Source organism: Nitratireductor sp. XY-223, assembly GCF_004959855.1.
Taxonomy (GTDB): domain Bacteria; phylum Pseudomonadota; class Alphaproteobacteria; order Rhizobiales; family Rhizobiaceae; genus Hoeflea_A.
The window spans coordinates 421,703-447,616 of sequence record NZ_SPNT01000004.1 but is presented as its reverse complement, the minus strand read 5'-3'; the positions used below and the strand labels follow the sequence as shown (position 1 = coordinate 447,616).

Annotated in this window: 24 protein-coding genes; 6 read left to right on the top strand and 18 right to left on the bottom strand. The window is 61.6% G+C overall.

All coding sequences use genetic code 11. The annotated features are described in order from the left end of the window. Positions 1-481 precede the first annotated feature (481 nt). The 12 genes from E4M07_RS17290 to E4M07_RS17235 form a co-directional block, all read right to left on the bottom strand. Positions 482-2,851, bottom strand: coding sequence for an aminomethyltransferase family protein (locus tag E4M07_RS17290; RefSeq protein ID WP_136659615.1), 2,370 nt, complete (start codon positions 2,849-2,851; stop codon positions 482-484). Next, on the bottom strand, positions 2,851-4,821 hold the full coding sequence (locus E4M07_RS17285) for an ABC transporter permease subunit (RefSeq protein ID WP_136659614.1): 1,971 nt from the start codon (positions 4,819-4,821) through the stop codon (positions 2,851-2,853). Before E4M07_RS17285 ends, E4M07_RS17290 begins: the two co-directional genes overlap by 1 nt. A 3-nt stretch (positions 4,822-4,824) precedes the next feature. Beyond that, positions 4,825-5,847, bottom strand: a complete 1,023-nt coding sequence (locus tag E4M07_RS17280; RefSeq protein WP_136659613.1) for a betaine/proline/choline family ABC transporter ATP-binding protein — start codon at positions 5,845-5,847, stop codon at positions 4,825-4,827. 91 nt (positions 5,848-5,938) lie between these two features. Next, a complete protein-coding gene (locus E4M07_RS17275) occupies positions 5,939-6,910 on the bottom strand; it encodes an ABC transporter substrate-binding protein (protein ID WP_136659612.1) in 972 nt (323 codons plus the stop codon). A 53-nt stretch (positions 6,911-6,963) separates the two neighbouring features. Beyond that, positions 6,964-7,560 carry a hypothetical protein gene (locus E4M07_RS17270; protein WP_136659611.1) on the bottom strand — a complete coding sequence of 199 codons (597 nt, stop codon included), beginning with the start codon at positions 7,558-7,560 and terminating at the stop codon, positions 6,964-6,966. Then, positions 7,557-8,408 (bottom strand): carbon-nitrogen hydrolase family protein, encoded by an 852-nt coding sequence (locus E4M07_RS17265; RefSeq protein ID WP_136659610.1) that lies wholly within the window; start codon positions 8,406-8,408, stop codon positions 7,557-7,559. Before E4M07_RS17265 ends, E4M07_RS17270 begins: the two co-directional genes overlap by 4 nt. Before the next feature lie 7 nt (positions 8,409-8,415). Then, on the bottom strand, positions 8,416-8,829 hold the full coding sequence (locus E4M07_RS17260) for a hypothetical protein (RefSeq protein WP_136659609.1): 414 nt from the start codon (positions 8,827-8,829) through the stop codon (positions 8,416-8,418). Between the two features lie 10 nt (positions 8,830-8,839). Beyond that, on the bottom strand, positions 8,840-10,195 hold the full coding sequence (locus tag E4M07_RS17255) for an FMN-binding glutamate synthase family protein (protein ID WP_206057298.1): 1,356 nt from the start codon (positions 10,193-10,195) through the stop codon (positions 8,840-8,842). Between the two features lie 21 nt (positions 10,196-10,216). Then, positions 10,217-11,086, bottom strand: a complete 870-nt coding sequence (locus E4M07_RS17250; RefSeq protein WP_136659608.1) for a GXGXG motif-containing protein — start codon at positions 11,084-11,086, stop codon at positions 10,217-10,219. Further along, a complete protein-coding gene (locus E4M07_RS17245) occupies positions 11,074-12,009 on the bottom strand; it encodes a glutamine amidotransferase (RefSeq protein ID WP_136659607.1) in 936 nt (311 codons plus the stop codon). Before E4M07_RS17245 ends, E4M07_RS17250 begins: the two co-directional genes overlap by 13 nt. 72 nt (positions 12,010-12,081) lie before the next feature. After that, positions 12,082-13,551 (bottom strand): glutamine synthetase, encoded by a 1,470-nt coding sequence (locus E4M07_RS17240; protein ID WP_169054264.1) that lies wholly within the window; start codon positions 13,549-13,551, stop codon positions 12,082-12,084. A 69-nt stretch (positions 13,552-13,620) separates the two neighbouring features. After that, entirely contained in the window at positions 13,621-14,964 is a 1,344-nt protein-coding gene (locus E4M07_RS17235) for an FAD-binding oxidoreductase (RefSeq protein WP_136659605.1), read from the bottom strand. Between the two features lie 168 nt (positions 14,965-15,132). On the opposite strand from E4M07_RS17235, the gene E4M07_RS17230 reads away from it, so the two are divergent. Next, positions 15,133-15,807: an FCD domain-containing protein gene (locus E4M07_RS17230; RefSeq protein WP_136659604.1), complete on the top strand. Its 675-nt coding sequence runs from the start codon at positions 15,133-15,135 to the stop codon at positions 15,805-15,807. 16 nt (positions 15,808-15,823) lie between these two features. On the opposite strand, the gene E4M07_RS17225 is transcribed toward E4M07_RS17230, so the two are convergent. Both E4M07_RS17225 and E4M07_RS17220 read right to left on the bottom strand, forming a co-directional pair. Continuing rightward, a complete protein-coding gene (locus E4M07_RS17225; protein WP_136659603.1) occupies positions 15,824-16,543 on the bottom strand; it encodes a type 1 glutamine amidotransferase in 720 nt (239 codons plus the stop codon). Positions 16,544-16,792: 249 nt separating this feature from the next. Beyond that, positions 16,793-17,614: a FadR/GntR family transcriptional regulator gene (locus E4M07_RS17220; RefSeq protein ID WP_136659602.1), complete on the bottom strand. Its 822-nt coding sequence runs from the start codon at positions 17,612-17,614 to the stop codon at positions 16,793-16,795. A 262-nt stretch (positions 17,615-17,876) separates the two neighbouring features. Between E4M07_RS17220 and E4M07_RS17215 the strand changes: the two genes are divergently transcribed. Beyond that, positions 17,877-19,154 carry a DUF3422 family protein gene (locus E4M07_RS17215; RefSeq protein ID WP_136659601.1) on the top strand — a complete coding sequence of 426 codons (1,278 nt, stop codon included), beginning with the start codon at positions 17,877-17,879 and terminating at the stop codon, positions 19,152-19,154. 43 nt (positions 19,155-19,197) lie between these two features. Here E4M07_RS17215 and E4M07_RS17210 read toward each other — a convergent pair whose 3' ends face one another. After that, the gene (locus tag E4M07_RS17210) at positions 19,198-19,578 is read right to left on the bottom strand and encodes a hypothetical protein (protein WP_136659600.1); all 381 of its coding nucleotides are present in this window, start codon (positions 19,576-19,578) and stop codon (positions 19,198-19,200) included. 12 nt (positions 19,579-19,590) lie between these two features. Continuing rightward, positions 19,591-19,935, bottom strand: a complete 345-nt coding sequence (locus E4M07_RS17205; RefSeq protein ID WP_169054262.1) for a putative quinol monooxygenase — start codon at positions 19,933-19,935, stop codon at positions 19,591-19,593. A 148-nt stretch (positions 19,936-20,083) separates the two neighbouring features. Here E4M07_RS17205 and E4M07_RS17200 point away from each other — a divergent pair, with 148 nt between their 5' ends. Beyond that, complete coding sequence (locus E4M07_RS17200) at positions 20,084-20,656, top strand: TetR/AcrR family transcriptional regulator (protein WP_136659598.1); 573 nt, start codon at positions 20,084-20,086, stop codon at positions 20,654-20,656. Positions 20,657-20,739: 83 nt separating this feature from the next. Next, the gene (locus E4M07_RS17195) at positions 20,740-21,462 is read left to right on the top strand and encodes a GNAT family protein (RefSeq protein ID WP_136659597.1); all 723 of its coding nucleotides are present in this window, start codon (positions 20,740-20,742) and stop codon (positions 21,460-21,462) included. Positions 21,463-21,470: 8 nt separating this feature from the next. On the opposite strand, the gene E4M07_RS17190 is transcribed toward E4M07_RS17195, so the two are convergent. Beyond that, positions 21,471-21,944, bottom strand: a complete 474-nt coding sequence (locus tag E4M07_RS17190) for a hypothetical protein (protein ID WP_136659596.1) — start codon at positions 21,942-21,944, stop codon at positions 21,471-21,473. Between the two features lie 425 nt (positions 21,945-22,369). Between E4M07_RS17190 and E4M07_RS30005 the strand changes: the two genes are divergently transcribed. Further along, complete coding sequence (locus E4M07_RS30005; protein ID WP_348640525.1) at positions 22,370-23,335, top strand: adenylate/guanylate cyclase domain-containing protein; 966 nt, start codon at positions 22,370-22,372, stop codon at positions 23,333-23,335. 49 nt (positions 23,336-23,384) lie between these two features. Here the strand turns inward: E4M07_RS30005 and E4M07_RS17180 are convergent, their stop codons facing one another. After that, entirely contained in the window at positions 23,385-24,281 is an 897-nt protein-coding gene (locus E4M07_RS17180; protein ID WP_136659594.1) for a LysR family transcriptional regulator, read from the bottom strand. A gap of 135 nt (positions 24,282-24,416) precedes the next feature. Here E4M07_RS17180 and E4M07_RS17175 point away from each other — a divergent pair, with 135 nt between their 5' ends. Continuing rightward, a complete protein-coding gene (locus E4M07_RS17175) occupies positions 24,417-25,913 on the top strand; it encodes an FAD-linked oxidase C-terminal domain-containing protein (RefSeq protein ID WP_136659593.1) in 1,497 nt (498 codons plus the stop codon). Position 25,914: the final 1 nt, after the last annotated feature.

The following is a 25,914-nucleotide window of genomic DNA, read 5'->3' as shown; positions in this document are numbered from 1 at the left end:
CGTACAAGCAGAAACCGACGTGGATCAGAAACATGAAGACAACGGTCACCCAGTAGTAAAACTCGGTGAATATCGTCGTCAGGGCGTCAAGGTTGTTGCCCATTGCATACCCCTCCCAATTTGGAATCCCCAATATTACAGCGCTCCGCGGGCGGTGCTCTCCCAAACACATCGCCCTTTCCGCCGTACGGCCGCAGCCGTCCGGAAAGGTCCGCAGAGGCTTTCGTTAACGCCGGCATTATAGCCAAAGAGAAACCAATGACTAACAATTATTGTCCAAAACTATACCAATTATGGACCAAAATAGGTGAAAAGCGGGGGAATATTGTGAATTTTGCGCAACGGATTGAAAGGTTCGGTGAGGCCCGCCCTGCAGGTGGAACCGGATTCCACCGGGGAACGGGACAATGCACCGGCGCAGGTGTGCCCACCACGGCGTTGGCCGGTGGTCCGGCAGATCGCGCGCCGCCGGCCCGGCGGATTAGCCGTAATTGCCCTTCACCCGCTCCTTGGTCGGATCGAAATGCGGGAACGCGCAGACGGTCGCCTTCAGGCGTTTCTGCTGGCCGTCTAGCTGTCCGACCTCGACGGCGGTGCCCGGTTCCGCATGAACGGCATCGATTCGCGCCAGGGCGATGACCTTGCCGAGGATCGGCGATTTGACGGCTGAGGTGACCTCGCCGACCTGTGCCTTGCCGACCCGGATACAGTCTCCGGTCGCAGGCACGACGCCGCCTTCGATGTCGAGCCCGACGAGTTTACGCTGCGGATGCGCCTTGCGTTCCTCGATCGCCGCCCGGCCGATGAAATCGTCTTCCTGGGTTTTCAGCGGAACGGTGAAGCCGATGCCCGCCTCAAACGGATTGGTCTGATCGCAGAACTCCGTTCCGGCAAACACCAGACCGGCCTCGATCCGCAGCATGTTCAACGCGGTGAGACCGAGCGGCACCATGCCCAGCGGCTCTCCGGCTTCCCACAACGCGTCGAAAACGGTCATGGCATCCTTCGGATGGCAGAAAACCTCGTAGCCGAGTTCACCGGAATATCCCGTCCGGCTGATGACGACGGCCGCACCGTGGAAATCGCCCACCCGCGCCACGGCAAAGCGGAACCATTGCAGTTCCTGCACCGTCGGTTGCGTCGGCGCGGTCCAGAACACCTTTTCCATGATGTCGCGCGACAGCGGCCCCTGCACGGCGACATTGTGGAGCTGGTCGGTCGACGACCGCACCCAGGCATTCAGGCCGCGCTCCTGTGCCTGCCGGCGCAGCCACAGGCCGCTGTCGTCATTGCCGCCGATCCAGCGGAAATTATTCTCGCCCAACCGGAAGACGGTGCCGTCGTCGATCATGCCGCCGTGCTCGTAGCACATGGCCGTGTAGACCACCTGGCCGACAGCGAGTTTTTTCATGTTGCGGGTGACGCAGAGCTGCATCAGCTCTTCGGCATCGGGACCCGTCACCTCGTATTTGCGCAGCGGCGAAAGGTCCATGATGGCGGCCTTTTCGCGGCAGGCCCAGTATTCGGCGACAGCGCCGTGACTGGTCATCTGGTTGGCGAGCCAGTAGCCGTTATATTCCGCAAAGTCGCGCGTGTGCCTGGCGAAGCCTTCGTGAAAAGCGGTCTCTTTCGTGTCTTCCAAATCCGCCTCCGCAGTTTTGCGCCAGCCAATCGAGCGCTGGAAGTCCTCTTTCTCGCCGTAGACGCGCACCTGGATGTCCGTCGGGTTCCAGCCGTTGGCCGGGTCGACATCGCAAGGGCACGCACTGGAGACACAGACGAGGTCCGTCAGCGCGCGAAGCAGCACGAAGTCACCCGGCCGCGACCACGGATCATCCATGCCGATGGCATTCGTATCGTCCAGCAGCGTGTTAAAAAAGAAATTGATCGCCGGCCATCCGCCGCGCGGTCGGATATCGAAGCGCGACAGTTCCACGTTCATGTTGTCCGAACAGTTTATATGGCCGGGGTAGCCGAGGTCCTCGTAGTACCGCGCCGTGCAGGCCAGGCCGAACGTGTCGTGGCGGCCGCAGGTGTCCTGGACGATCTCGACCAGAGGCTCGTGATCGACACTGAAATATTTTGAGTAGATGCCCGGCGCCGGATAGAGCGATCCGCCGAGCGAGCGGGTCGTGGTCGGGTCGATGTCGCGCTCGAGCCCCTGGTCGAGCGCGCGGGCGGAAAAGGCCTGGAAATCGGAACACTCGCGTCCCTGGATATCGACGATCTGGATGAACTGGCCCTTGCGGACCTCGTAGGCCGTGGCGTTTCCGGGCTGGATATTGCTGTCGAGCAGGGCATCGGCCAGCGGGTCGGGCGGTTTGCGGCCGCCCTTACCCTCCGCCGGCCTGGACCGGCGTATGTAGAGCACCAGTTCGGTGGCGGTGTTCTGATCCTCCGGCTGCATCGGCTGCGCCGGGGCGCAGACGATCAGCAGTCCGTCGCACGAGGCATTGAGCGTGTGCATGTCACCGGCGCGCGAGCCGTCCTCAAACAGGCGCACGGCATCCGCTTTCCCGAGATCGAAACCTGCTGCGTCGAGCGCGGCTGCCACCTTCGTTCCCGAAGGATCGGAAAGCAGGGCCGCCTTGATCCCGGTCGCGTCTCCGACGCCGCGTGCACCGATCATGCCGGCGTCCGAAGTCCCGTCGGGCGCAAAAAACACCAGCTCAGCCGGTTGCAGGCCTTCCCGGTCAAGAACGGAAAACTCATCCCCCTTGTCGAGGCGCACCGCCCGCGAGCCGCCGGGCGGAATGGGATGCCGTTCAACGCCGTGCGGCAGCACGGGAAGTCCCGGCGCAATGACGCCTGATCGCTCATAGGGGGTTTCAAGCAGTGGTTTGACGCCCATTAGTCCAATCCCAATGCGGCCTTGCGACCGGCGACCCAACGCATGATCACATGGTCGAATGCCAGTGCCATGACCGACACGCAGATGCCGAGGACAAAATTCTTGCCCAGCTCGTTGCCGGCCAGTGTCCTTTGCAGTTCCTGACCGAGATCCTGTGTTCCGATGAACGCGGCGATAATCACCATGAAGAAGGCGAACATGATCGCCTGGTTGAAACCGACAGCCATGGTGGGCAGCGCCAGCGGCAGCTGCACATGCCAGAGTTTTTGTTTTCGCGTCGATCCGGCCATATCGGCCGCCTCGGTCAGTTCGACCGGCACCCCCCGAAGTCCCTCGATCGTGTAGCGGGTCAGCGGGACCATGGCGAATATCAAAATGGAGAAGATGACTGCGACGTCGTTGACGCCGAACAGCATGATCGCCGGAATGAGATAGATGAAACTCGGGAAGGTCTGCGCGGTATCGCAGGCAAGCAATATCCTGCCCGACCACTTCTCGCTCCGGCTGGCGAAAATGGCGAGGGGAATGCCGAGAAGCGTTGCCAGGACGACGGCGGAAATGACCGTATAGAGCGTGATCATGGAGCGGTCCCACCAGCCGCTCAGCGCCACGATGCCGAAAAAGGCGGCAATCACCAGCGCCGACCGCAGGCCGCCGACATAGTAGGCGACGGCGGCGAACAGGACGATCACCGATGGGGTCGGCAGCCAGAGCATCGAGTCGCGGAACGGAATCAGGACCTTGGTGTTGAGAAACCAGCGAAGCCATTCCGTTGTGGCCTGGATCCAGTCGACATCGAGCACCCACTTGATCACGTCGTCGATTTCCCGGCCCATCGACAGGTCCTGCCTGCGGCCGACCTCGTGGAAATAGGGCACGATCCAGGCAAGCAGGGCAAGCAGCAAGAAGACGGCGATGCCGGCCAGCAGGAAAAAGTGCCTCTGCCACCAAGGCGTGCCTTTTTCGAAATGCACCGGCTGCTTGACGATCCACGCCTTCGACAACCGGTCGAGCATCACGGCGATCAGCACGATGGTGACGCCTATTTCGAAAGACCGGCCCAGCTTGAACGATCCCATCATCGCCAGGAGCTTGGCGCCGAGCCCCGGCATGCCGATAAAGGCCGTCAGCACCACCATTGCCAGGCACAGCATGATCACCTGGTTGACCCCGACCAGGATTTCGGTTCTTGCGGCCGGCAAATAGACATGGCGCAGCATCTGCCAGCGGGTCGAGCCGCTCATCTGACCGGCTTCCACGACGTCGGGCGGAACCTTCTTCAGCCCGAGCGTTGTCATAAGGATCATCGGCGGGATGGCGAAGATGATTGTCGCAACGGCGGCGGCCGTCGGCCCGACCTTGAAGAAAATCACCGCCGGAAGAAGGTAGGTGAAAAAGGGCAGGGTCTGCAGCACGGCAAGAACCGGCCGCAGCGCCTTTTCGATCGTCCTGTTCCGCCATGCAAGGATGCCAAGCCCGACACCGATGGCCACCGCGATGGGCGCAGCCACGACGATGACGGACATGGTTTGCATGGCCAGGTCCCACTGTCCGATCACGGCCGTCCAGACCCAGGTGCCGCCGGCGAGCAGCGCCAGCCGCCGTCCGCCCAGCCAGTAGCCGAGTATAGCCGAAACGCCGGCGACGCAGGCCCAGGAAATCGGACCGAGATAGGGCCAGCGGTGTTTGCCGTACATGATATTGGCCGTCGCATCGAGAACGAACTCCAGGCCGGCCGTAATGGTGCGCGTGACGTAGATCAGCCCGAGATCCTCGCGCACGAAATCGAACAGCGCCTGCAGCCACTGCGCCCAGGGCAGGATCATCCAGTCGGGCAGGCGGACCAGCCATTCGGGCAGGACAGGCTTCAAAAACGCAAGGGCAATCGCGACGCAGAAAAGCACGGTCGCCGTTCGCACATTCGACAGGCCGTCGATGCGCGCGGGCAATTGTGTCGCGATCGCTGTCATCGGTTATCTCAGCAGGATGTCGAGCGCCTGGACTCGGTCCAGATTGCCGACAACCTTCCCGTTGTCCGATGTCACCGGAATGAGGTCCCGGTCGTCATCGACCAGGAGACGCGCCAGTTCCTGGATCGTCTTTTTCGAAGATATGGGTTCACCCGACACGGCCGTGCCGTTGACCGGCTTTGCGATGGCGCCGGCATGGACAACGCGTGCCTTGTCGATGTCCTCGGTGAACTTGGCGACGTAATCGGTCGCGGGGTTCAGAACGATCTGGTCCGGCGTGGCGCACTGTTCCACCGCCCCGTCCTTCATGATCGCAATGCGGTCGGCAAGCCTGAGCGCTTCGTCGAAATCATGCGTAATGAACACGATGGTCTTGCCGAGCATTTCCTGCAGGCGCAGAAACTCGTCCTGCATTTCGCGGCGGATCAGCGGATCGAGAGCCGAAAACGGCTCGTCGAGGAACCAGATATCCGGTTCGATGGCGAGCGAACGGGCGATGCCGACCCGCTGCTGCTGGCCGCCGGACAGCTCGCGCGGAAAATAGTCTTCCCTGCCGGACAGGCCGACAAGTTCGATCACCTCCAGCGCACGCTTTCGCCGCTCGTGCTTGTCCTGGCCGCGCATTTCCAGCGGAAAGGCGACGTTCTCCAGGACAGTGCGGTGCGGAAGCAGGCCGAAACTCTGGAACACCATCCCCATCTTGCTGCGCCGAAGTTCAATCAGTTCCCGTTCGCTGAGCGAACCCAGGTCCTGGCCGTCGACCGTGATGGTTCCGGCGGTGATGTCGTGCAGCCGCGAAAGACAGCGGACGAGCGTGGATTTTCCGGATCCGGACAGACCCATGATGACAAGCATCTCGCCCTTCGCCACATCGACGGAAACGTCACGTACGCCGGCGATGTATCCCTTCTGCCGCATGTCCTCGAAGGACATATCCGCGGTTATGTTCTTGTAAAATAGCTCCGGGTCATCGCCGAATATCTTCCAGGCATTGCGGCAGGAAATCACCGGTTGGTTATCTGTCATGTGCGGTTCCCGCTTTTGGGCACCCCGAACCGGTCGGGATGCCCGTCCTCAACAAAACAGAGTATGCCGCCAATCTGTCAGCAAAGACAAATCAGCTTGCGCAGGCCTCCACCCAGGGCTTCCAGACAGCTTCGTTGTCGGCAAGCCAGTTTTCCGCGGCCTCATCCGGCTCCTGCTCGTCGACATCGACCAGCTTGGCCATTTCGGCGATCTGCGGGTTGGTGAAGCTGATCTTGGTCAGCACGCAGTATGCCTGCGGCCACTTGTCCTCCATGCCGTCCCAAGCGGCCTTCTTCAGGTAGCCCTTTGCGGGGTTTCCGCAGTCGTAGAGCGCATCCTTGTTGGGGCCTTTCGCGGGGTCCTTGTCGCAACCGTCCTCCCATTCGGGAAACTCGACGAATTCACCCGGCCAGACGGCTTCGGCGAAATTCGGTGTCCAGTTGAAGACCAGGACGGGTTTCTTGTCCTTTTCCGCAGCACCGATCTCAGCCCACAGTGCCGCGGCCGAACCGGCATTGATCACGGTGAAGTTCAGTCCCAGTGCCTCAGCGCGCTCCTTGCCGTGCTTGAGCCAGTCCACCGGCCCGTCGAGATAGCGGCCCTTGTCGCCGGTTTCCGGCGTTGCGAACAGTTCGGCGCAATCGTTGAGCGCTTCCCAGGACGGCAGGCCCGGGCAGGATTCCTTCGTCCACATGGGATACCACCAGTCCTCGCGGGTCACGGCATCATGGTCGCCCGCATCGTGCAGGCCGCCCTTTTCAAGCGCCTCGCGGAAGGACTTACCGAAGGCGCCCTCCCACACTTCGAGCTCCAGGTGGACGTCTCCGAGGCGCACCGATTCGTAGACGGCCTGGCTGTCGGTCGTCACGTATTCAACATTCCGTCCGAGCGATTCGAAAATCTGCCCCACGGCGTTGCTCATGACGATCTGGCTCGACCAGTTGTGGATCGGAATGATGATCGGATCACCGCTGTCTTCGGCTTGTGCCGATCCCACGGTCGTCATGCCGATCACGGCTGTCACCGCGGCTGCCGTTGCAAATCTGGTAAGCGTGGTCTTCATTGTTTTCCTCCCTTTGAATACCAATGGGCCACTTATTGATTGCCGGTGTGTAATCAGCCTCCGGCTGGCTGTGGATCTGCCGAACACCTGTCCCACTGGGGTGCGAATGCCAGGATCGTGGTGTCCGGGTTCAGATTCGGATTGAACAAAAGGTTGTGCCAGTAGGTCGCCTGATAGAGCGGCTCGCCGCGCCCGAGTTCACGGGTCCGGCAGTCCAGCGTGAACCGCTGGCCGAAGGCGTCGAAGACGAGATCGCATCGCGATGCTGCGACCAGTTGCCGGGCGCCTGGCGAAGCAGGCATAAACGTCGCGGTCAGAATGTCCGAGAATTCGCGGTGCTTTTGAAAATAGGTTTCGGAAAAAAATTGCAGGGCCTTGTCCCGGCGCTGCGCGGGATCGTGCGTTTTGAGGAACATGTGCTTGAATTCCGGTGTCCGGGAATAGGCCGGAATCCGGTTGAAAACGGTGATGATATCGCCGAGGGGGCGGTCGGCTCCGTCGGGCGTTGCCTGGGCGATGATGCCGGCGTCGGGACGCCCCTGCATTTCACGCATGGAGATTTGACGAACCCGGCATTGCCATCTCAGGAACATGTCCCTCAGGGGATTGTCGTCCTGCCGCAGGCCCAGGACCTCCTCGATCCGGTTCATGCGATGTCCCTCCGTCGACCGGGCACGGCGACACTGTAGTCGCGGCCGTTGTACAGGCTCGGTATGCGCTGTCTCGTCTGGGATATCTCGTCGAGGTCGATCGTCGCGTGGACGATGCCGCGGAGCGTGCCGCCATCGGCGCGAACGTCGCCCCAGGGGCCGACAATCAGCGAATGGCCGTAACTTTCGCCACCGCCGTGGATCGTGCCGATGGCACAGGGCGCCACCACGAACGATCCGTTTTCGATCGCCCGTGCGCGGTTGAGGACATGCCAGTGTGCTTCCCCGGTCTTCTTGGTGAAGGCGGCAGGCACCAGAAGGATTTCGGCGCCGTTCAACGCAAGGTCGCGATAAAGGTGCGGGAACCGCAGATCGTAGCAGATGGTGTGCCCCAGCACGCCGAACGGCGTTTCGACCAGCACCGCCTGCGACCCGGGCGTGATCGTGTCGCTCTCCCGGTAGGACACCGTCTCGGAAAGGTCGATGTCGAACATGTGGATCTTGTCGTACCGGCTGACGATCTCGCCGGCATCGTTCAAAACGAAGCCCCGGTTGAACACATTGCCGTCGCTGTCCCGGACCGCCAGGGATCCGACCAGCATCCATACCCTGTGCTTGCGGGCGAAGGCGACGAGGCCGTCGAGCACCTTGTGCCCGTCCTCGGGTGCCGATGGCGGCCGGAGCATCGGACCCTCGCTGGTCAGTCCGCCACAATATTCCGGCAGCATCACGAAGTCCGCCCCGACCTGCACCGCGCGCTCGCCGAGCTCGACCGCCTCATCCAGCGCGGAATCGAAATCCGGCTTCGGGCAGGTTTGCAGGCAGGCGATGTTTACCGGGCGGGCCATGCTTTCCTCAGAACTTCATGTAGGCTTTTCTCAACGCCACCAGTGGATGCCGGTCGGACATCTGGAACTTGATAAGCAACTCCCGGGCGATCATGTCGCGGTCCTGCTGGTTGTCGGGCAATTCGATCGTGTCGGGAATGCGCACCCAGCCGTTGATATTCCGGTCGAAGACCGCCGGGTTGCCTTCCTCGTAGCCCATGTGGATGTCTTCGAGCCAGTTGAGGTCGTCCCAACCCATTGTTTCCATGTATTTTTTAAGGAAGGGCGTCAGCCGTTCGTAGTCCGGAACCAGGTTGACGTCGTAACGGTAGCCGATGTGCTGCCCGATTTCCTTTTCACGTTCGCTATCCAGTCCCTCCGCATCGTTGAGGAACTGATCGACATCCTTGATCTCGGAGCCTCTGTATTGCGTTCCGGCCATGTCATTCTCCTCAAAAATGGTGGTAGTCTTCGACACCGACCGTGTGGTTGGTCCCTGCAAGCGGCACACCGGCCATTGCGGAAGCTTCCATGGTCAGTGCGGCCAGGTCTTCGGGCTCCAGGCTGTGCAGGTGGGTCTTGCCGCAGGCGCGGGCAAAAAGCTGTGCCTCGATCGTCAGGGTGTGGAGGAAGTTGTAGACCCGTTCCGCGGCCTCGTCGGGATTGAGCCGCTCGCGCAGGGCCGGATCCTGCGTCGCCACGCCGACCGGACAGCGGCCCGTGTGACAATGATAGCAATAACCGGGCTCGACACCCATTTCCTCTTCGTAGTTGGCTTCCGGGATGTCCTTGTTGCAATTGAGCGCCATCATCACCGAGTGGCCGAGGGCAATGGCGTCGGCCCCGAGCGCGATCGCCTTGGCGACGTCCGCTCCATTGCGGATGCCGCCGGCGTAGACGAGGCTGATTTCGCCGCGCTTGCCGAGGTCGTCGATGGCCTTGCGCGCCTGGCGGATAGCCGCCATGCCCGGAACCCCGGTGTCCTCGGTGGCCAGGTGCGGCCCTGCGCCGGTGCCGCCCTCCATGCCGTCGATATAGATGGAATCCGGATCGCACTTGACCGCCATGCGCACGTCGTCATAGACGCGTGCGGCGCCGAGCTTGAGCTGGATCGGGATCTGCCAGTCCGTCGCTTCACGGATTTCCTGTATCTTCAGGGCCAGGTCGTCCGGTCCGAGCCAGTCCGGATGCCGCGCCGGAGACCGCTGGTCGATTCCGGCCGGCAGCGACCGCATTTCGGCGACCTGGTCGGTCACTTTCTGGCCCATCAGGTGGCCGCCCAGGCCGACCTTGCAGCCCTGGCCGATGAAGAACTCGCAGCCGTCCGCGAGAACCAGGTGGTGCGGGTTGAAACCGTAGCGCGACTGGATGCACTGGTAGAACCATTTGGAAGAATAGCGCCGCTCGTCCGGGATCATGCCGCCTTCGCCGGAGCAGGTCGCCGTGCCGGCCATGGTGGCGCCGCGGGCGAGGGCGGTCTTTGCCTCGTAGGACAATGCGCCGAAGCTCATGCCCGTCACATAGACCGGGATGTCCATTTCCAGCGGCCGTTTGGCGCGCGGACCTATCACGGTCTTGGTCTCGCACTTCTCGCGGTACCCTTCGATAACGAAGCGCGTCAGAGTTCCCGGCAGGAATGTCAGGTCGTCCCAGTGGGGGATTTTCTTGAACAGCGAGAAGCCGCGCATGCGGTAGCGGCCGAGCTCCGACTTGATGTGGATGTCATCGATCACATGCGGCGGAAAAACGAAGGAATTTCCGAGCCGGTTGACGTCGCGGTCAAGTGGTTTTTTGCGCATCTGGTCCATTGTTTTTTCCCTTTCGCCGCGTCACAGGATGAGCTTCTTCTCATTCGGCTCGAGATTGTCGTAATTCCACAGCTGCTTGCCGGCGACGATCTTGGTGAAATGATCGACGCCTCTGCCGGGCATGAGGTCGTACTGGGTCAGTTTTCGCGTCAGCCACGCCCGGTCCAGGTCCGTCAGCTCGGCTTCCACCGCATCCACGCCCAGGGACTGGATGTCGCCGCCGACGAAAATGGTGCCGTCATACATTGAATCGCCGAGGTTCTTTCCGGCGTTGCCGCACACGACGATGCGCCCGCGCTGCATCATGAAGCCGGAAAGGGCGCCGGTATCGCCGCCGACGATGATCGTGCCGCCCTTCTGGTCGATTCCGGTGCGCGAGCCGACCGATCCCCGGCACACGAGATCGCCGCCGCGCAGCGCAGCGCCGAATGTCGAGCCGGCGTTCTTTTCGATCATGATCGTGCCCGACATCATGTTTTCGCCGCACGACCAGCCGACGCGTCCGTTGATGCGCACATTGGGCCCGTCCAGAAGTCCGACGGCGAAGTAGCCGCACGATCCTTCGATGATCAGGTTCAGCTTGCTGAGGATACCGACGCCGATGGAGTGCTTTCCGCGCGGGTTCTTCAGCACGATGGTGCCGAATCCCTCGGCCATCAGTTCGCTTATGCGGGTATTGACCTGCGTGGTCGACATTTCGTCGGTGTCGATTTCCGTGCGCTTGTTGAAATCGACATCGGGCGCCCACGGATAGATGAACCGCTCTTCGGCGTCCGGATCGAATTCAATGTAGAGCGACTTTCCGGTCAGTTGCTCGGTGGTCATGCCGAGCGCCTTGACGCGCTCTTCCTGACTCATTTCCTTAAGCTGAGCGTCCGTTACGCCTGCCATACCCGGATCTCCTCGTCATAGGGGTCGTAGGTGTCGATTTCCTGCGGTAGAATCGCGCGAATGGCGACTTCTTCCGACGCCATGGCGATGAGGTCATCGCTTTCGTAGAGAACCAGCGGCTTTGCCGCCATCGTATCCTTGGCCATGCCGAGCTGGTCTTTCGTTGCGACCAGGTAGGTGAACACGCCGTCGATTTCCTCGATGGACCGGCGCAGGCTTTCCTCCAGCGTCATCCCGTTGGCCAGGTTGTGAGCCGTATAGACCGCCAGCAACTCGGAATCGCAATTGGACATGAATCGGTGTCCCTTGCGCTCCATTTCGCGGCGCATCAGCCAGTAGTTGGTGATCTGTCCGTTGTGTACGACGGACACGTCATTATAGGGGAAGGCCCAGTAGGGATGCGCCGACTTGATATCGACATCCGATTCCGTCGCCATCCGTGTGTGACCGATGCCGTGCGTGCCGCTGAAATCGTTGAGGCTGTAGAGACCTGCAACGTCGGAGGCATCGCCGAGATCCTTGATCAGTTCCAGGCCGTTGCCGAGCGACAGAATCTCGACCCCGTCGATCTCCTCGATATGCTCGGCCATCTTGCCGGTGTCGCCGTCGTGGGAAAGCACATACCTCAGCGCGTAGTCGGTCACCCGGTCCTTGAGTTTCACGTCGGCGCCGTGTTCCGCGAGGATTGCGTCAACCGCCGCGATACGCTCATCGAGGATCTGGTAGATGCCGCGTCCGCGATGCATGTCCTCGGCTTCGGCCGCCTTGAGGCGCATGACGTAGTTGCCGTCGCTGCCTTCGCCATAGACCGCATAACCGGTGCTGTCCGGTCCGCGATGCTTGAGGGCCTGCAGCATGGCGGTCATCTCCGCGCCGACATTTGCGCTCTTTCCCTTGTAGATTAGTCCCGCAATTCCACACATTGCGATCTGCTCCCTAAACTGGGTGGTCCAACGGACGGCGGCCCGGAGCGCCGCCGCGATTCACGGAAAGTCCTACGGCAGACACTCCATGTAGGTTTCCTTGTCCCAATCGGTGACGCTCGACATGAACCGCGCCCATTCGTCCGATTTGTATTCGTGATAAAGGCGGTACATTTCGCCGGGCAGGCCGCGCCGCACGACTTCGCTGTTTTCAAGGTGCGCCAGCGCTTCTCCGAGAGACATCGGCAGCTTCCTGACTTCCTTGCCGGCTTCCATCGCCTCGTAGATATTGCGCTCTTCCGGCTGGCCCGGATCGAGATCGTTGTCGAGCCCGTCATCCATGGCGGCCAGCAGGCACGATCCCATCAGGTACGGATTGACCATGGAATCCACCGAGCGGTATTCGAAACGCCCCGGCGCGGAAACGCGCAGGCCGGTCGTGCGGTTCTGGAAGCCCCAGTCGGCGAAGACGGGCGCCCAGAAGCCGGTGTCCCACAGGCGGCGATAGGAGTTCACCGTCGATGCGCCGATCGCGGTCAGCGCCTGCAGGTGATGCACCACGCCGCCGATGGCCTTCAGGCCGGTCGTACCGGGCATCTGCGGATCGGACGTGTCCGGCATGAAGGTGTTGTCGCCGCCGGTCACGTAAAGGTAGTTGTCCTGCATGCCCGGCAGATTCTCCCGGTCATTGCCGGTCGGCTTGAATACATCCTCGCCGGCGGTCCACAGTGACATGTTGTGGTGGCAGCCGGAGGCCGAAACGCCCATGAACGGTTTTGTCATGAAGCAGGCGAAGATGCCGTTTTCGCGGGCCACCTGTGCGCATATCTGCCGGTAGGTCGTCAGCCGGTCGGCATTGCGCAGGACATCGTCGAACGTCCAGTTGAGCTCGAGCTGGCCCGGCGCGTCCTCGTGGTCGCCCTGGATCATGTCGAGGCCCATCTTCCGGGCATAGCGGATGACCTGCATCGACACCGGCCTGAGGCTTTCGAATTGGTCGATATGATAGCAATAGGGCTTGGAGTAGCCGTCCCTCGGCTTGCCGTCCTCGTCGAATTTCAGCCACATCATCTCGGGCTCGGTGCCGATGCGAAGCTGCAGATTGTGCTTCTTCTGGAAGTCCTCATGCATGCGGCGCAGATTGCCGCGGCAATCCGAGGTCAGGTAGGCGCCGGGGTCGACCTTTTCCTCGCGGTTGCGGAACAGCGTGCAGTAAAGACGACCGATTTCGGGCGCCCAGGGAAGCTGCATGAAGGTCTCCGGCTCCGGAATTCCGACCAGTTCGGCGGCCTCGGGACCGTAACCCAGATACTCGCCCGCGCGGTTGAGAAACAGGTTGACCGTCGCGCCGTAGACGAGCTGGAAACCCTTTTTTGCAACGTTCTCCCAGTGATCGGCAGGAATGCCCTTGCCCATGATCTTGCCGGTGACGGAAACGAATTGCAGATAGAGATATTCAATGCCGAGTTCGTCGATCTTTTCGCGCACCGCCTTGATCTTTTCATCGCGGCCTGCCGCGTCGACGAATTTCTCAATATCCATCTCAGGCACAGCATTCTCCCTTCGCTATCATTTATTCGGCACGTGCCGTCCGATTGCTAATTTCCCGCATCAACTCCAGGGGTACGGGCTGTTCGATACCGGATGCAGCTCGCCCTTTTCGAAGCGGTCAAAACGGAACGGCTCAAGCAGTTCCTGACGTTCGCCAAGCACTTCGTCGGCAATCAGGTGACCGACACCGATCATTTTCCAACCGTGATTGGAATCGGCAATTACAGTTGCATTTTCATGGAAGCTGTCGAACACCGGAAAGCTGTCCGCGGTGAAGCAGCCGATGCCTCCCGACGCCTCCTTATGGTATTTCGGCATGAGTCCCTCGTAGCGCTTCTGGCAGTGCGCCAGCGCCGATACCCACATGTGGGCAAATTCGTGCGAGGAAACGAATTCCGGACTGGACGGTCCGTAAGGATCGATCGCGACATCGTCGACCGGCGTATTGACCTTGTAGGGCGATGCGCCGCCCTGAATGCCGCCGAAGTGCCAGTCGGGCTTGTAATAGATGCCCCACATCTCGTCCGTGATCAGCGAGCCGTCCACCGTGGAGTGCAAGGGTGCGTCCGTGTCGACGTGGATGACCGGTGGCATCTTGCCGTCATTGGCAAGGCCCAGTTCCGGATCGACCACGAGCACCCCTTCTTCCAGTTGCCAGTAGCGCCACATGTCGACGTTCTCATGGACGTTTCCGTCCAGGTCCTTGACCGTGATCTGCTTCGGCAGGTCCAGCATCTGCCAGAAATCGCGCACCCAGGGACCGGCGCCGATAACCACGTGCTCGCAGCCGATGTCGCCTCTGCTCGTCTCGACCGAGGCGATGGCGCCGGAGCCGTTTTCGGTTTTGAAGCCCTTGACCTCGACACCGCTGATAATGCGCACACCCAGCGCTTCGACCTTGTCGGCCAGCGCATACATGGTCTTGGTCTGGTTGGAGTATCCGCCGCGCTTTTCATGCAGCACCGATGTGATGCCCTTTGCCTGCCAGTCGTCGAAGATGCCGCGCATGTAGTGGGTGCACTGCTGCTCACCCTCGACGAACACGCTCTCATATCCGATGGACTGCTGCTGTTCGTAAATGGAGCGGACATCCTCGTGCATGCTCTCCGACGAGATCTGCATATAGCCGACCGGGTGATAGGAAAGCCCTTCCGGATCGGATTCCCACACATCGACCGAGTGGGCCATCAGCCGGCGCATGGCCGGCTGGAAATAGTTGTTGCGGACCACGCCACAGGCGATGCCCGAAGCGCCGGACGCAATCCCCGTCTTTTCAAGTACGACAATTTGTCCATCGACATCCTGGCCGGACGCGGCTAGGCGTTCCGCAAGGCGCCAGGCGGTCGAAAGGCCGTGGATACCGGCGCCAATAACAATGAACCGGGCGTGTTCCGGAAACGCCATCAATGTCCTCCCAGAAGGCTTGCCGGTTTCCTTCCGGCTTGGTTTTAATTATGCTTGTCCAATTCACACCAAAAGGCAACCTTTTTTGATCCAAAATAATTAAAAACTAGCAATTTTGGTCTTATTGGTACAATATTGGTGCGAAATTGTGGGGTAAATCGACCAAAAATGAAAAAGCTCAGCGCAAACGACATCGCAGGCGAGCTCAGGCGCGAAATATCCAGCGGCGTTCTGGCCGTGCAGGACCGGCTGCGGCCGGAACGCGAGCTGGCTGAAAGATTCAATGCCGGCCGGGGTACCATTCGCCGGGCAATCAGGCAGTTGGAAGAAAGCGGATATGTCCAGACCCGGGCGGGCAGCGGCACCTATGTGATCGCCGGCCAGGACGACAAGGTGAATGACGTCATCGCCAACGCCAGTCCGCTGGAGCTCATAGATGCGCGATTTGCCATCGAGCCGCATATGTGCCGCCTGGCTGTTCTGAATGCCCGCCAGCAGGATTTCGAGGAACTGGAAAGACTGCTTTTGCAGATGGAACGGAGCGTCGGCGATCCCACGCGCTTTGCCGAACTCGATACGCGGTTTCACGCCTTTATCGCCGAGACAACCGGCAACAAGCTCCTGATCTGGGTGCTGTCGCAGATCAACTCGGTCAGGAATCAGGAGCAATGGTCGCTGATGCGCCACCTGACGCTGAATGAATCGATGATCAACCAGTACAACTCCCAGCACCGGCAGATCGTCAACGCCATTCACAGCCGCGAACCCGAACGCGCGGCTATGCTCATGAAGGATCACCTGGAAGCTGCGCGGCTTTCACTGACGCGGTCAGCGGCGACCTGAGGGAAGGGGGTTCCGGTCAGATGTTGGCCGTTGCCTGCAGCCAGTTGATGTAGAGGCGCTCGGCAATGGATTCGAATTGTCCGAGATGGGCCTGGCATTCCCTTTCCATGTCCCGGGCGCCGTCTTTGCCGAGATTGCGGACAAGGGCATCTTCATATTGAGGAATGGCCTTCCAGTTCTGAAAGGTGTCTTGCTCGACCTCCACATGGAACTGCAACGAATAGGCGCGCGTTTGCCACACCATCGCCTGCACGGCGCAGTCCTTTGACGTTGCCAGGCAGCGGGCGCCTTCAGGCATCTGCAGCACTTCGGCCGAATGCCATTGCAAGGTCGGAAACCGTTCAGCCAGCCCGTCAAACAGCACGCCGGTGGCGCCGGTCTCCGTCAGGTCCACGGGCAGGACACCGATTTCCGGGGTCTTCGCAGGGCCCACCTTGCCGCCTAGCGCGTCCGCCAGCAACTGATGGCCCAGGCAAAGTCCGAGGAACGGCATCCCGCGGTCCTCCACGGCTTCTCTTATGAAAGCCTTCTCGGCCGCCAGCCAGGGATATTCGTCCTCCTGCCACACATCCATGGGGCCGCCCATGACCCAAAGCGCGTCGAAGCCGTCGGCGGCCGGAAGGTCTTCGCCCTGATCGAGGTGGACAGGCGTCCACGAGTGCCCGTCGTCAGCCAGCATCTGACGCAGCGATCCGGGATGCTCGACATCCGCATGTTGCAGCACAAGAATTCGCATTTCGCATCTCCTCAGCAAATGACGGTACGCACCGGCCGTGCAGCAAAACCGGAAAAGTCACGCCGACACAAGCGCAGAATGCAAAAGCCTGTGTGGTACCAATTTGGTCTAACCATCGCTATTTGCTGGCAAACCAATGGTTTCATGCGTTTGAACCGCGAAATTCAACGCGCGGATTTTTTGTCTCGCCGTGTACAACGGGACATCGCGTCCGCCGTTCGTCATGCACGATGATGGATCCGGCGCGGGTTATTTTGCCGCCGGCCGCGGTTTCTTTTTGGGTTGCTCGGTCGCGCCGTTCTTGCACCGTTGCTGAAGCCGCAGGCTGGACACGCGGGCCCAGTCGCTGGCGCGTTCCGCCTCCCGCAGCGTGCGCGCAACCGATTCGATATGCTGTTCCGCGCGTTTCTTCGCCGTGTCCGCATCGCCGGCAAGGATGGCTTCGAAAATCGCGATATGTTGTTCCAGCAGCTTGTCCCCGGTGCCGGAGAACTGGAAGATGAGAGCGCGGTTGAAGAAGACGCCGTCGCTGAGCAGCCGGTAACAGGACCGCAGCGTGTGCAGCAGGATGATGTTGTGCGCCGCCTCGCCGACCGCGTTGTGGAATTCGACATCGAGCGCGGCCTCACGCTCGAAATCCGCATCCGCGTGGGCGACGCGCATCTGCTCGACGATTTCCGTGAGCAGGTCCGTATCCGCCGCCGTCGCGCGCTGCGCCGCGAAGGCGGCGGTAAAGCCTTCGACCTCGCGGCGGTACTCCAGGTAGTCATAGGTCGCCCGCCGGTGCCGGCCGATCAGGTCCATCACCGGCTGACTGAAGATCTCGCCGATCACGTCGGCTATGAACGTGCCGCCGCCGTGGCGGCTGATAAGCAGTCCCCTTTGTTCGAGCGTCTTGATCGCCTCGCGCAGGATCGGCCGCGACACGTCGAGCCGGCGCGACAGGTCGCGCTCGCCCGGCAGCCGGTCGCCGACCCGCAGGACCCCGTCGAGGATGAGGGATTCCACCTGCTGCACGACCTCGTCGGAGGTGCGGCCGTGATCGATGCGTGAGAATATGTCGTCGGCCATGGCGTTTGGAACCGTTCCTTCCGGTTTGTGTCGGCGGGCACGGCGGCCCGCCCCAACTTTTCGGATGCTAGCAAGGCCGTACGAAATTGGTCAATAAATATGTCCAGTTAGGCGGCAGCTGCCGACAACCGGCACCGCGGCGCCCCGGCAAACGAGGAAATTCGCCGGCCGTGTCGCCATTTCTGCGCATTAAACATCCTGCCGGTGTTGCCGTCGGTCACGATGCGGCATAAAAAGCCGGGGATTTTCTTGAGGGACGGACATGGCCAGCGGCAGTTTTGGATTTCCGGTCGCCAGGGACCGGCCCCTGGCGCTGGGCGAGGTGCACGCCAGGCCCTATCCGTTGATCGAATCCCCGCGGGTCGTCCTGCAGCTTGCCTTCATGACCGATGGCGGTGCGTCCGTCGACAATGCCGTGCTTGCCGAACTGGCGCGGGCGCGCGGGGTCGCCGCGCCGCAGGCCGACGCCCGGCACTATGTCATGCGCTGGGGCAACGGCTCGCTGCGCTGGGAGCGGCACACGGAATTCTCGACCTATTTCTACGAGGGACCGGTTCCGGCGCAGTTCGGCGGCGAGATCGTCGACCATCCGTTCGGGGACGGTTTCAGCCCGCCCGGCAGCCTCATATCGGGCGTGCGCCTGGAGGTGCGGGCGTGGACGGACGAAGCCGAGAAGATGGTCTCCACCTTCGACCCGGCGAGCCTGTGTTTTTCCGAACTGGAGAACGGCGCGGCCGCGGCCGTGAGCGATTTTCGCCAGGACAAGGACGGCCTGACACGGATCCTGCTGCTCGACAACGGACTGACGCCGGCCCGCGTCGGCGTGCTCGCCCAGCGTCTGATCGAGATCGAGACCTACCGGACGCTCGCCATGCTCGGCCTGCCGCTTGCCAATTCGCTGTCGCCGCAGATCAGGCGTATCGAGGACGGGCTGACCCTGGTGACCCAGCGCATGCGGCAGGAAGCCAAATCGGACAACGACACGATGCTGGGCGAGATCACCGCACTGGCCGCCGAACTCGAGGCCGGCGCCGCCGCCAGCCTCTACCGCTTCGGCGCGAGCCGTGCCTATGACGGGATTGTCCAGGAGCGCATCGCGTCCCTTAACGAAAAGGCCGTCGCCGGCTACGGCACCTGGGGCGGGTTCCTGCAGCGCCGCCTGGCGCCGGCCATGCGCACCTGCCGGTCGATCGAGGAGCGGCAGGCCAACCTGTCGCGCAAGCTCGCCCGCGCGACGGCGCTGCTGAGGAGCTGGGTGGATTTACAGCTGGAGCAGCAGAACAGCGAACTGCTCCAGTCGATGGACCGCCGCGCCAAGCTGCAGCTTCGCCTGCAGCAGACCGTCGAGGGCCTGTCCGTCGCGGCCGTCTCCTACTATGTCGTCGGCCTCGTCGGCTATGTTGCCAAGGCCGCCAAGGATTCGGGGCTTCCGGTCAATCCCAGCCTCGCGACCGGCGCCTCCGTGCCGATGGTGGTGCTTGTCATCTGGCTGCTCGTGCGCCGCATCCGCAGGCATCACAAGGACACGGAGACGGGTTGAAACCGCATCAACCGGGCGACCGCCCGAGTCGATGCGAAGTGCCTCAGCTCGTTGCCTCCCGCCCGATCACCGATTGTGGATTCTTCGCGAGATACCACGACAGCAGCGCCAGCAGGGCAAAGCCGGAGTGGATTGCAATGCCGGCTGGGCGGGTGTCCTGCGGGATTCCCATGCCGAAGGCGGCGATCAGGATGGCTTCAGGCACGTGCCAGACAAGCAGCAGCAGCGTCAGCACCCGGCGAATTTGCACCGGGAAGGTCAGCGACGTGAAGATGACGGCGGCGTGAAACAGATAACCAAGTGCGCCCATCATCCCCAGGGTGCTCGTAAGCTGCGTCGTGTCGGCCAGCGCGATCGATGCCGCCCAGCCGCCGAAGAGCAGGGACAGCAGGCCGAGGAACACCAGAATCAGTTTCGAGATCATGTCGGATGCCTTTCATTTCCCGTGAATTTGTTGGCGGTTGTCCGATGGTGCTTGGTTCGGGAACGGAAGTTCGCTGCCGATCTCATAGACCTTCGCTTCCATGGAAGCCGTCGGAAACTGGCTCAGGGCACGTTGAAAATCGGCCATCTGGGGGGTCTCGAAATGCGGCTTCAACGATTCCATTGAATTCCACATCTCGTAGATCCGCACGATTTTGGGATCGTTGACGTCAACCGACGAGACATATTTCAGGCAGCCGGGTTCCTTTGCCGTCTCCTCGTCCATGATCCTGAACGCCTCCCTGGCGCCCTCTATGATGTCTTCGGCGAACACCACTTCGACCGTCACGATGAGCATTGAATGGGCCTTTCCTGTCTGCGCCTTCGACGGCATTCGCACCGGAAACCGCCGATCAGATCCTGTTGAGTTATTTGGTTCAAGGCGACAAATATTGTCCCTTTGTCCCCATCATTGACATGGAGACGTCAAATGTCAATATGACGCCATGAAAATTCGCGATGAAAATATCTGCAAGGCAGCGATCAAGGTGTTCATGCGCTATGGCATTCGGCGTACGACGATGAACGATATCGCCGCGGAGGCAGGCCTGGTGCGGCAAACGCTTTACAAGATCTATCCAAACAAGGACGCGGTGCTGTGCGCGGCGATCCGGTTTTATTCGGATCAATCGCTGGATGCGGTCAAAGAGGGCTGGAAGCGAGCGCACAGTCTCGCCGACAAGCTGGATGTCTATTTCGAACACGCGATCTGCGCATCATTCGCCATTGTCAGGGCTTCGCCCGAAGCAGCCGATATGATTGGCGGCTACACTCCTGCGGGAAAGGCTGAAATCCGAAGAGTTCAGGCGCAAAAGGCGGAGGCGATTGCCGAGATCCTTGCTCCATACGGGGACAGGATCAGGCTGGCCGGCCTTGGCGTCGACGACTATGCCGATTTTATCCAGCATGCGTCGATCGGCCTGCGCGACACCGCGAACGATGAAGCGCACCTGCGCGTGCTGCTTGCGTCCCTGAAGGCGAATATTCTGTCGCTCACCGGTTGCGGAAGATTGGACTGACCATTTTTTGGGGTTTTGGCGGTTAACGAAAAACCGAAATCGGCGCAAACATGCCACGGTTTGCAGGAACGGAGACCGCGGAAATGAGCCAGCGCATCAATGAACACGGACAGCCGATCGGCGAAGACGTGCCGGACTGGACGCCGCGGGCGCTTCCGGGTCGCGAGACGATGGAGGGCCGGTTCTGCCGCGTCGAGGCGCTGGACGCGGACCGGCACGCCGAAACGCTCTTCAAGGCCTATCGGCATGACGCCGAGGGCGTGCTTTGGACTTATGTTCCCATGGGGCCGTTTGACGATTTCGCGCGCTTCCGCGGCTGGATCGAAGAAGCGGCCCGGGACGAGAACCAGCCTTATTTCGCCATTGTCGACCGCACGACCGGCGAGGCGCGGGGAATCGCCTGTTATCTGCGCCTGCAGCCCGCGCACGGGGTCATCGAGGTCGGCGGTATCGTCTATTCGCCGCTGCTGCAGCGCACGCCCGCGGCGACCGAGGCGATGTTCCTGATGATGCGGCACGTGATGGGCGACCTCGGCTATCGCCGCTACGAATGGAAATGCGACGCACTGAACGCACCGTCGCGGCGCGCCGCGGCGCGGCTTGGTTTCCGCTATGACGGGCTCTTTCCGCAGGCGATCGTCTACAAGGGCCGCAACCGCGACACGGCCTGGTTCTCGATCCTCGACCGCGACTGGCCGGCGCTTGAAAAGGCTTACACGGCCTGGCTTGAGCCTGGGAACTTCGATGGGGAAGGTCGGCAGCGCCGCAGCCTCGGTGCGTTGATCGAAGCGCACCGCACACCATAAGAACGAAATCAGTGCGCTCTTATGAATGCGATGGCGGCAGCGATTGGCTGCTGGTCTTTCCTGAAGAACCCGTGCGCTCCGACGGCGCCACAGGGCGGAGCCCGACTGCTGCCGGTGCTTTTGATCCAGACGATCTTCTCAACCCTGCCATTGGACCATTGCCTGAAGGGCTCCACATTCGCCGGCGTTGTTCCGGGGCACTTGTCGTTCCGGTGGTGCACCAGCAGGGTCGGTGGAAGGTTCGCAGGTGATTTGAGCAGGGAACGCGCCCGCTGGTAGTTGCCGGAGAAGAAGACGGCTCCGTCGGCCGGAGCGCCGTTTCCCAGTGCGGCAGACGACTTGATCACCCCTATGCTCATTCCGACGAAGAACACCTTCTGCCCGCTATTGCTGGCGGATCTGGCCGCTTTCGCGGCTGCCTTCGCGGTGCTGCTGACCAAGGTATTGAAGCCTGCGCGGTCGAATGCGCCCTTGTTCCGCATCAGAAATCCAGCCTTTTGCGGCGCGCCTTTCCCGCCCGGCACAAGAATGACAAGCGGTGCGTCTGCCGCCCGGGTGGGCATCGACCATAGGAGAGCGGCGGACAACAAGAACAGCAACGGATATCGCATGTTGGATGCTCCCGTTTAGTTAACCCCGAGGCTGCATTATGCCAGATCGGCGAAGGTTCCTCCAACAAGCGCATATCAGCCTGTTTGGAATTTCGCCGCGCAGGTTGTGTGCATCCGTTGCAGACTGCACCTGTCAAAACGACTATAGTAGACGGTTGAAGTGGTTCCCGGGAACGGATTGCATAAAGCCGCGCCCGCGGAAAATGCGTGCAAGGAGCACCCGACCGGTGCCGGGCTGTGAACGCGACAAGCATCCACGTCTGGACAATCGTCGTGGCAACCAACAGGTGGCACCTGTGAACAACCGGAAACTGACGACCATACTTGCCGCTGACGTGGTCGGATACAGCCGCCTCATGGCGTCCGATGAGGAGCGGACCCTCCGAAATCTGCGCACCTACCGGGGCGTGTTCGAAGAGATGATCTCCAAGCATGGTGGACGGATATTCAACACTGCTGGCGATGCCGTGCTCGCGGAATTCACCAGCGCTGTGGAGGCGGTTCGATGCGCGATCTCGGTCCAGGAAGACCTGGCGGTTCGCAACGCCGAGCAGGAGGAAAACGACCAGATGTGGTTCCGCATAGGGATCAATGTCGGGGATGTCATGATCGAGGGCGAGGATCTGTTCGGGGACGGCGTCAATATTGCCGCTCGCCTCGAAGGTCTCGCCGATCGCGGCGGAATTTGCATATCCGGCAGCACGTTCGAACAGGTCAAGAACAAACTGTCCGTTGAATTTTCCGACCTTGGACCCCAATCGGTCAAGAACATTCCCGAGCCGGTGTCCGCGTACCGTATCGGCCGCGGACAGGTCACCGTCAAAAGCGGCGCGGACCGGGAAAGCGCCAAGGCTCGGCCCGTCGGCAATTTGCGGACGTTCGCCGGCCTTGCGGTTGCTGCTCTCTTGGCTTTAGCCGCGCTCTGGATCTGGTGGCCGTGGGCGGAGACCGCATCGCAGGCCGGCGGATTTGACGGGCGCTGGGACGTATCCGTGCACTCCAGAACCGGCTGCCGCACGAATGAGGACATCAGCTATTCGGTAAATGTCGCCAACGGCGTGATAGACGAGCCGGCACATCGTCGGCCAAAAAGGGGAACGGTTGATGCTGACGGGGCCTTTTCAATTGAAGTATTTACCAAGGAAGGCCAGTCGCTGAACACCCAATCAGGTGTTTTGTCGGGAAGCGCAGGGAACGGGCGCTTCGTCGGAACGAAACCGGACTGCACCGGCCAGGTGGAACTGACGAAGCGCGTGAATTGATTCCGCCCGACCATCGCAACCGGGCCGCTGGTTGCAACGGAGACCTGCCCTACTTTTCCCAGTAGGGCCGGGGTCCGAACAGCTCCGACATGTAGTCGACGAACACCCGCACCTTGGTCGGCAGGAAGCGCCGGCTCGCATAGACCGCATAGACCGCGACGTTGCGCGAGCCGCGATAGGCGGGCAGCACCCGCACCAGCCGGCCGTCCTTCAACTCCTTCGCGATGTCCCAGGTCGAGCGCAGCGCGATGCCGAGGCCGGCGATGGTGCATTCGCGGATCACCTCGCTGGAATTGGTCAGCAGCGGGCCGCTCGGGCGGTAGATCAACGATCCGTCCGGTCCCTCGAGTTTCCACGGCTCGTTGTTGTGGGGCGCGAGGCAGATGTGCCGGTCGAGGTCCTCGATGCTTTCCGGCATGCCGTGGGCGGCGACGTATCCGGGCGTCGCGCACAGGATGCGCCGAACCGGCGCCAGCCGCCGCGCTACCAGGCTTGAATCGGACAGTTCGGCGATGCGGATCGCGACATCGAAACCGTCGGCGACAATATCGACGAACCGGTCGGTCAGCGCCAGGTTGACCGAAAGGTCCGGATTGGCGCGCATGAAGGCCTTGAGATGCGGTGCGATATGCATGCGCCCGAAGGAGGTCGGCGCCGAGACCTTGAGTATGCCGCGGGCCTGCTGCGAGCGGCGGGAAACGAAGGCCTCCGCCTCCTCGATGCCGGCAAGCACCGCGACAATGCGCTCGTAGTAGCCCTGGCCGGCCTCGGTCAGCGAGATCTGCCGTGTGGTGCGCTGGATCAGCCGTGTGCCGATCCGTTCTTCAAGACGCCGCAGGCGTTTCGATACCACTGCCGGTGACAGGCCGAGTTCGCGTCCGGCGGCCGACAGGCTGCCGGCGGATACGACTTGCGCGAAGATTTCCAGATCGTCGAATTTGGTCATGGCCTCGGGTATCATTTTGTTGTTTCGGCGCCGATTTATGGACCCGATGCGCGATTTGCCGCAACGGAAATCGGCAATAAAACTTGACTGGTAAAAAAAATTGACCATTAGTAGGCGAAATCCCGGGAGGACGTCATGACATCCCCGAAAATGCCCGATCCGGACGGCAAGGTTCTGAAGCGTCGAGCCGCGATCGTCGCCGATCTGCGCGACATTGTCGCCGGCGAAGGCGTCGTGGATACGACAAATGAAATGCGCGCCTTCGAGACGGACGGGCTGACGGCCTATCGCCAACTCCCGCTGGTGGTGGTGCTGCCGCAGACCGTCAGGGAAGTTTCGCGTGTCCTACGATATTGTCACAAGAACGGCATCCGCGTCGTGCCGCGCGGCTCCGGAACGTCGCTGTCCGGCGGCGCGCTGCCGTTGGAAGACGCCGTGCTCCTCGTCATGTCCCGCTTCAACAGGGTGCTTGACATCGACTACGAAAATCGCGTCGCCGTCGTGCAGCCGGGCGTGACCAATCTCGGCATCACCGATGCGGTGTCCGGGCGCGGTTTCTACTACGCCCCCGATCCGTCTTCGCAGATCGCCTGTTCGATCGGCGGCAATGTCGCCGAGAATGCCGGCGGCGTGCATTGCCTGAAATACGGGCTGACGACCAACAACGTGCTCGGCATCGAGATGGTCCTCATCGACGGCGAGATCATCCGACTAGGCGGGCGTCACCTGGACAGTCCGGGCTATGACATCCTCGGCCTGATGACCGGATCGGAGGGCCTGCTCGGCGTCGTCACCGAAGTGACCGTGCGCATCCTGCAGAAACCCGAGACCGCCCGTGCCATGCTGGTCGGCTTCCCGACCAGCGAGGCGGCCGGCCAGTGCGTCGCCGACATCATCGGCGCCGGCATCATCCCCGGCGGCATCGAGATGATGGACCGGCTGTCGATAAAGGCGGCCGAGGATTTCGTCCATGCCGGTTATCCGCTCGACGTCGAGGCGCTGCTGATCGTCGAACTGGACGGCCCGGAGGCCGAGGTCGATCACCTGATCAGGGAGGTCCAGCGCATCGCCGGCGACAACGGCGCCACCATGTCGCGTGTCTCGAACAGCGAGGAGGAGCGGCAGACCTTCTGGGCCGGGCGCAAGGCGGCCTTTCCGGCGGTCGGGCGCATTTCGCCGGACTACTACTGCATGGACGGCACGATCCCGCGCAAGAAGCTGCCCGAGGTGCTCGCCGGCATGCGGACCCTGTCCGAGAAGCACGGGCTCGCGGTGGCCAATGTCTTCCACGCCGGCGACGGCAACCTGCATCCGCTCATCCTCTACGACGCCAACCGGCCGGGCGAGCTCGAGCGCGCCGAGGAATTCGGCAACGACATTCTGCGCCTTTGCGTCGAGGTCGGCGGCGTGCTGACCGGCGAACACGGCGTCGGGGTGGAGAAGCGCGACCTGATGCCGGCCATGTTCAACAAGCAGGACCTCGACCAGCAGATCCGCGTCAAATGCGCCTTCGACAGCCAGCACCTGCTCAATCCCGGCAAGATGTTCCCCGAGCTGCACCGCTGCGCCGAAATGGGGCGCATGCATATCTCGCGCGGGCAGATGCCCTTTCCCGATATTCCGCGGTTTTGAC

What these genes read in the sequence shown, in the direction of transcription:
- E4M07_RS17235 (WP_136659605.1), bottom strand. Translation starts at nt 14,964, where the DNA reads ATGGCGTTTCCGGAACACGCCCGGTTCATTGTTATTGGCGCCGGTATC.
- E4M07_RS17255 (WP_206057298.1), bottom strand. Translation starts at nt 10,195, where the DNA reads ATGGACCAGATGCGCAAAAAACCACTTGACCGCGACGTCAACCGGCTC.
- E4M07_RS17205 (WP_169054262.1), bottom strand. Translation starts at nt 19,935, where the DNA reads ATGCTCATCGTGACGGTCGAAGTGGTGTTCGCCGAAGACATCATAGAG.
- E4M07_RS17190 (WP_136659596.1), bottom strand. Translation starts at nt 21,944, where the DNA reads ATGCGGAACAAGGGCGCATTCGACCGCGCAGGCTTCAATACCTTGGTC.
- E4M07_RS17175 (WP_136659593.1), top strand. Translation starts at nt 24,417, where the DNA reads ATGACATCCCCGAAAATGCCCGATCCGGACGGCAAGGTTCTGAAGCGT.
- E4M07_RS17275 (WP_136659612.1), bottom strand. Translation starts at nt 6,910, where the DNA reads ATGAAGACCACGCTTACCAGATTTGCAACGGCAGCCGCGGTGACAGCC.
- E4M07_RS17270 (WP_136659611.1), bottom strand. Translation starts at nt 7,560, where the DNA reads ATGAACCGGATCGAGGAGGTCCTGGGCCTGCGGCAGGACGACAATCCC.
- E4M07_RS17260 (WP_136659609.1), bottom strand. Translation starts at nt 8,829, where the DNA reads ATGGCCGGAACGCAATACAGAGGCTCCGAGATCAAGGATGTCGATCAG.
- E4M07_RS17220 (WP_136659602.1), bottom strand. Translation starts at nt 17,614, where the DNA reads ATGGCCGACGACATATTCTCACGCATCGATCACGGCCGCACCTCCGAC.
- E4M07_RS17210 (WP_136659600.1), bottom strand. Translation starts at nt 19,578, where the DNA reads ATGATCTCGAAACTGATTCTGGTGTTCCTCGGCCTGCTGTCCCTGCTC.
- E4M07_RS17200 (WP_136659598.1), top strand. Translation starts at nt 20,084, where the DNA reads ATGAAAATTCGCGATGAAAATATCTGCAAGGCAGCGATCAAGGTGTTC.
- E4M07_RS17265 (WP_136659610.1), bottom strand. Translation starts at nt 8,408, where the DNA reads ATGGCCCGCCCGGTAAACATCGCCTGCCTGCAAACCTGCCCGAAGCCG.
- E4M07_RS17215 (WP_136659601.1), top strand. Translation starts at nt 17,877, where the DNA reads ATGGCCAGCGGCAGTTTTGGATTTCCGGTCGCCAGGGACCGGCCCCTG.
- E4M07_RS17290 (WP_136659615.1), bottom strand. Translation starts at nt 2,851, where the DNA reads ATGGGCGTCAAACCACTGCTTGAAACCCCCTATGAGCGATCAGGCGTC.
- E4M07_RS17245 (WP_136659607.1), bottom strand. Translation starts at nt 12,009, where the DNA reads ATGTGTGGAATTGCGGGACTAATCTACAAGGGAAAGAGCGCAAATGTC.
- E4M07_RS17250 (WP_136659608.1), bottom strand. Translation starts at nt 11,086, where the DNA reads ATGGCAGGCGTAACGGACGCTCAGCTTAAGGAAATGAGTCAGGAAGAG.
- E4M07_RS17285 (WP_136659614.1), bottom strand. Translation starts at nt 4,821, where the DNA reads ATGACAGCGATCGCGACACAATTGCCCGCGCGCATCGACGGCCTGTCG.
- E4M07_RS17180 (WP_136659594.1), bottom strand. Translation starts at nt 24,281, where the DNA reads ATGACCAAATTCGACGATCTGGAAATCTTCGCGCAAGTCGTATCCGCC.
- E4M07_RS17230 (WP_136659604.1), top strand. Translation starts at nt 15,133, where the DNA reads ATGAAAAAGCTCAGCGCAAACGACATCGCAGGCGAGCTCAGGCGCGAA.
- E4M07_RS17225 (WP_136659603.1), bottom strand. Translation starts at nt 16,543, where the DNA reads ATGCGAATTCTTGTGCTGCAACATGCGGATGTCGAGCATCCCGGATCG.
- E4M07_RS17240 (WP_169054264.1), bottom strand. Translation starts at nt 13,551, where the DNA reads ATGGATATTGAGAAATTCGTCGACGCGGCAGGCCGCGATGAAAAGATC.
- E4M07_RS17280 (WP_136659613.1), bottom strand. Translation starts at nt 5,847, where the DNA reads ATGACAGATAACCAACCGGTGATTTCCTGCCGCAATGCCTGGAAGATA.
- E4M07_RS17195 (WP_136659597.1), top strand. Translation starts at nt 20,740, where the DNA reads ATGAGCCAGCGCATCAATGAACACGGACAGCCGATCGGCGAAGACGTG.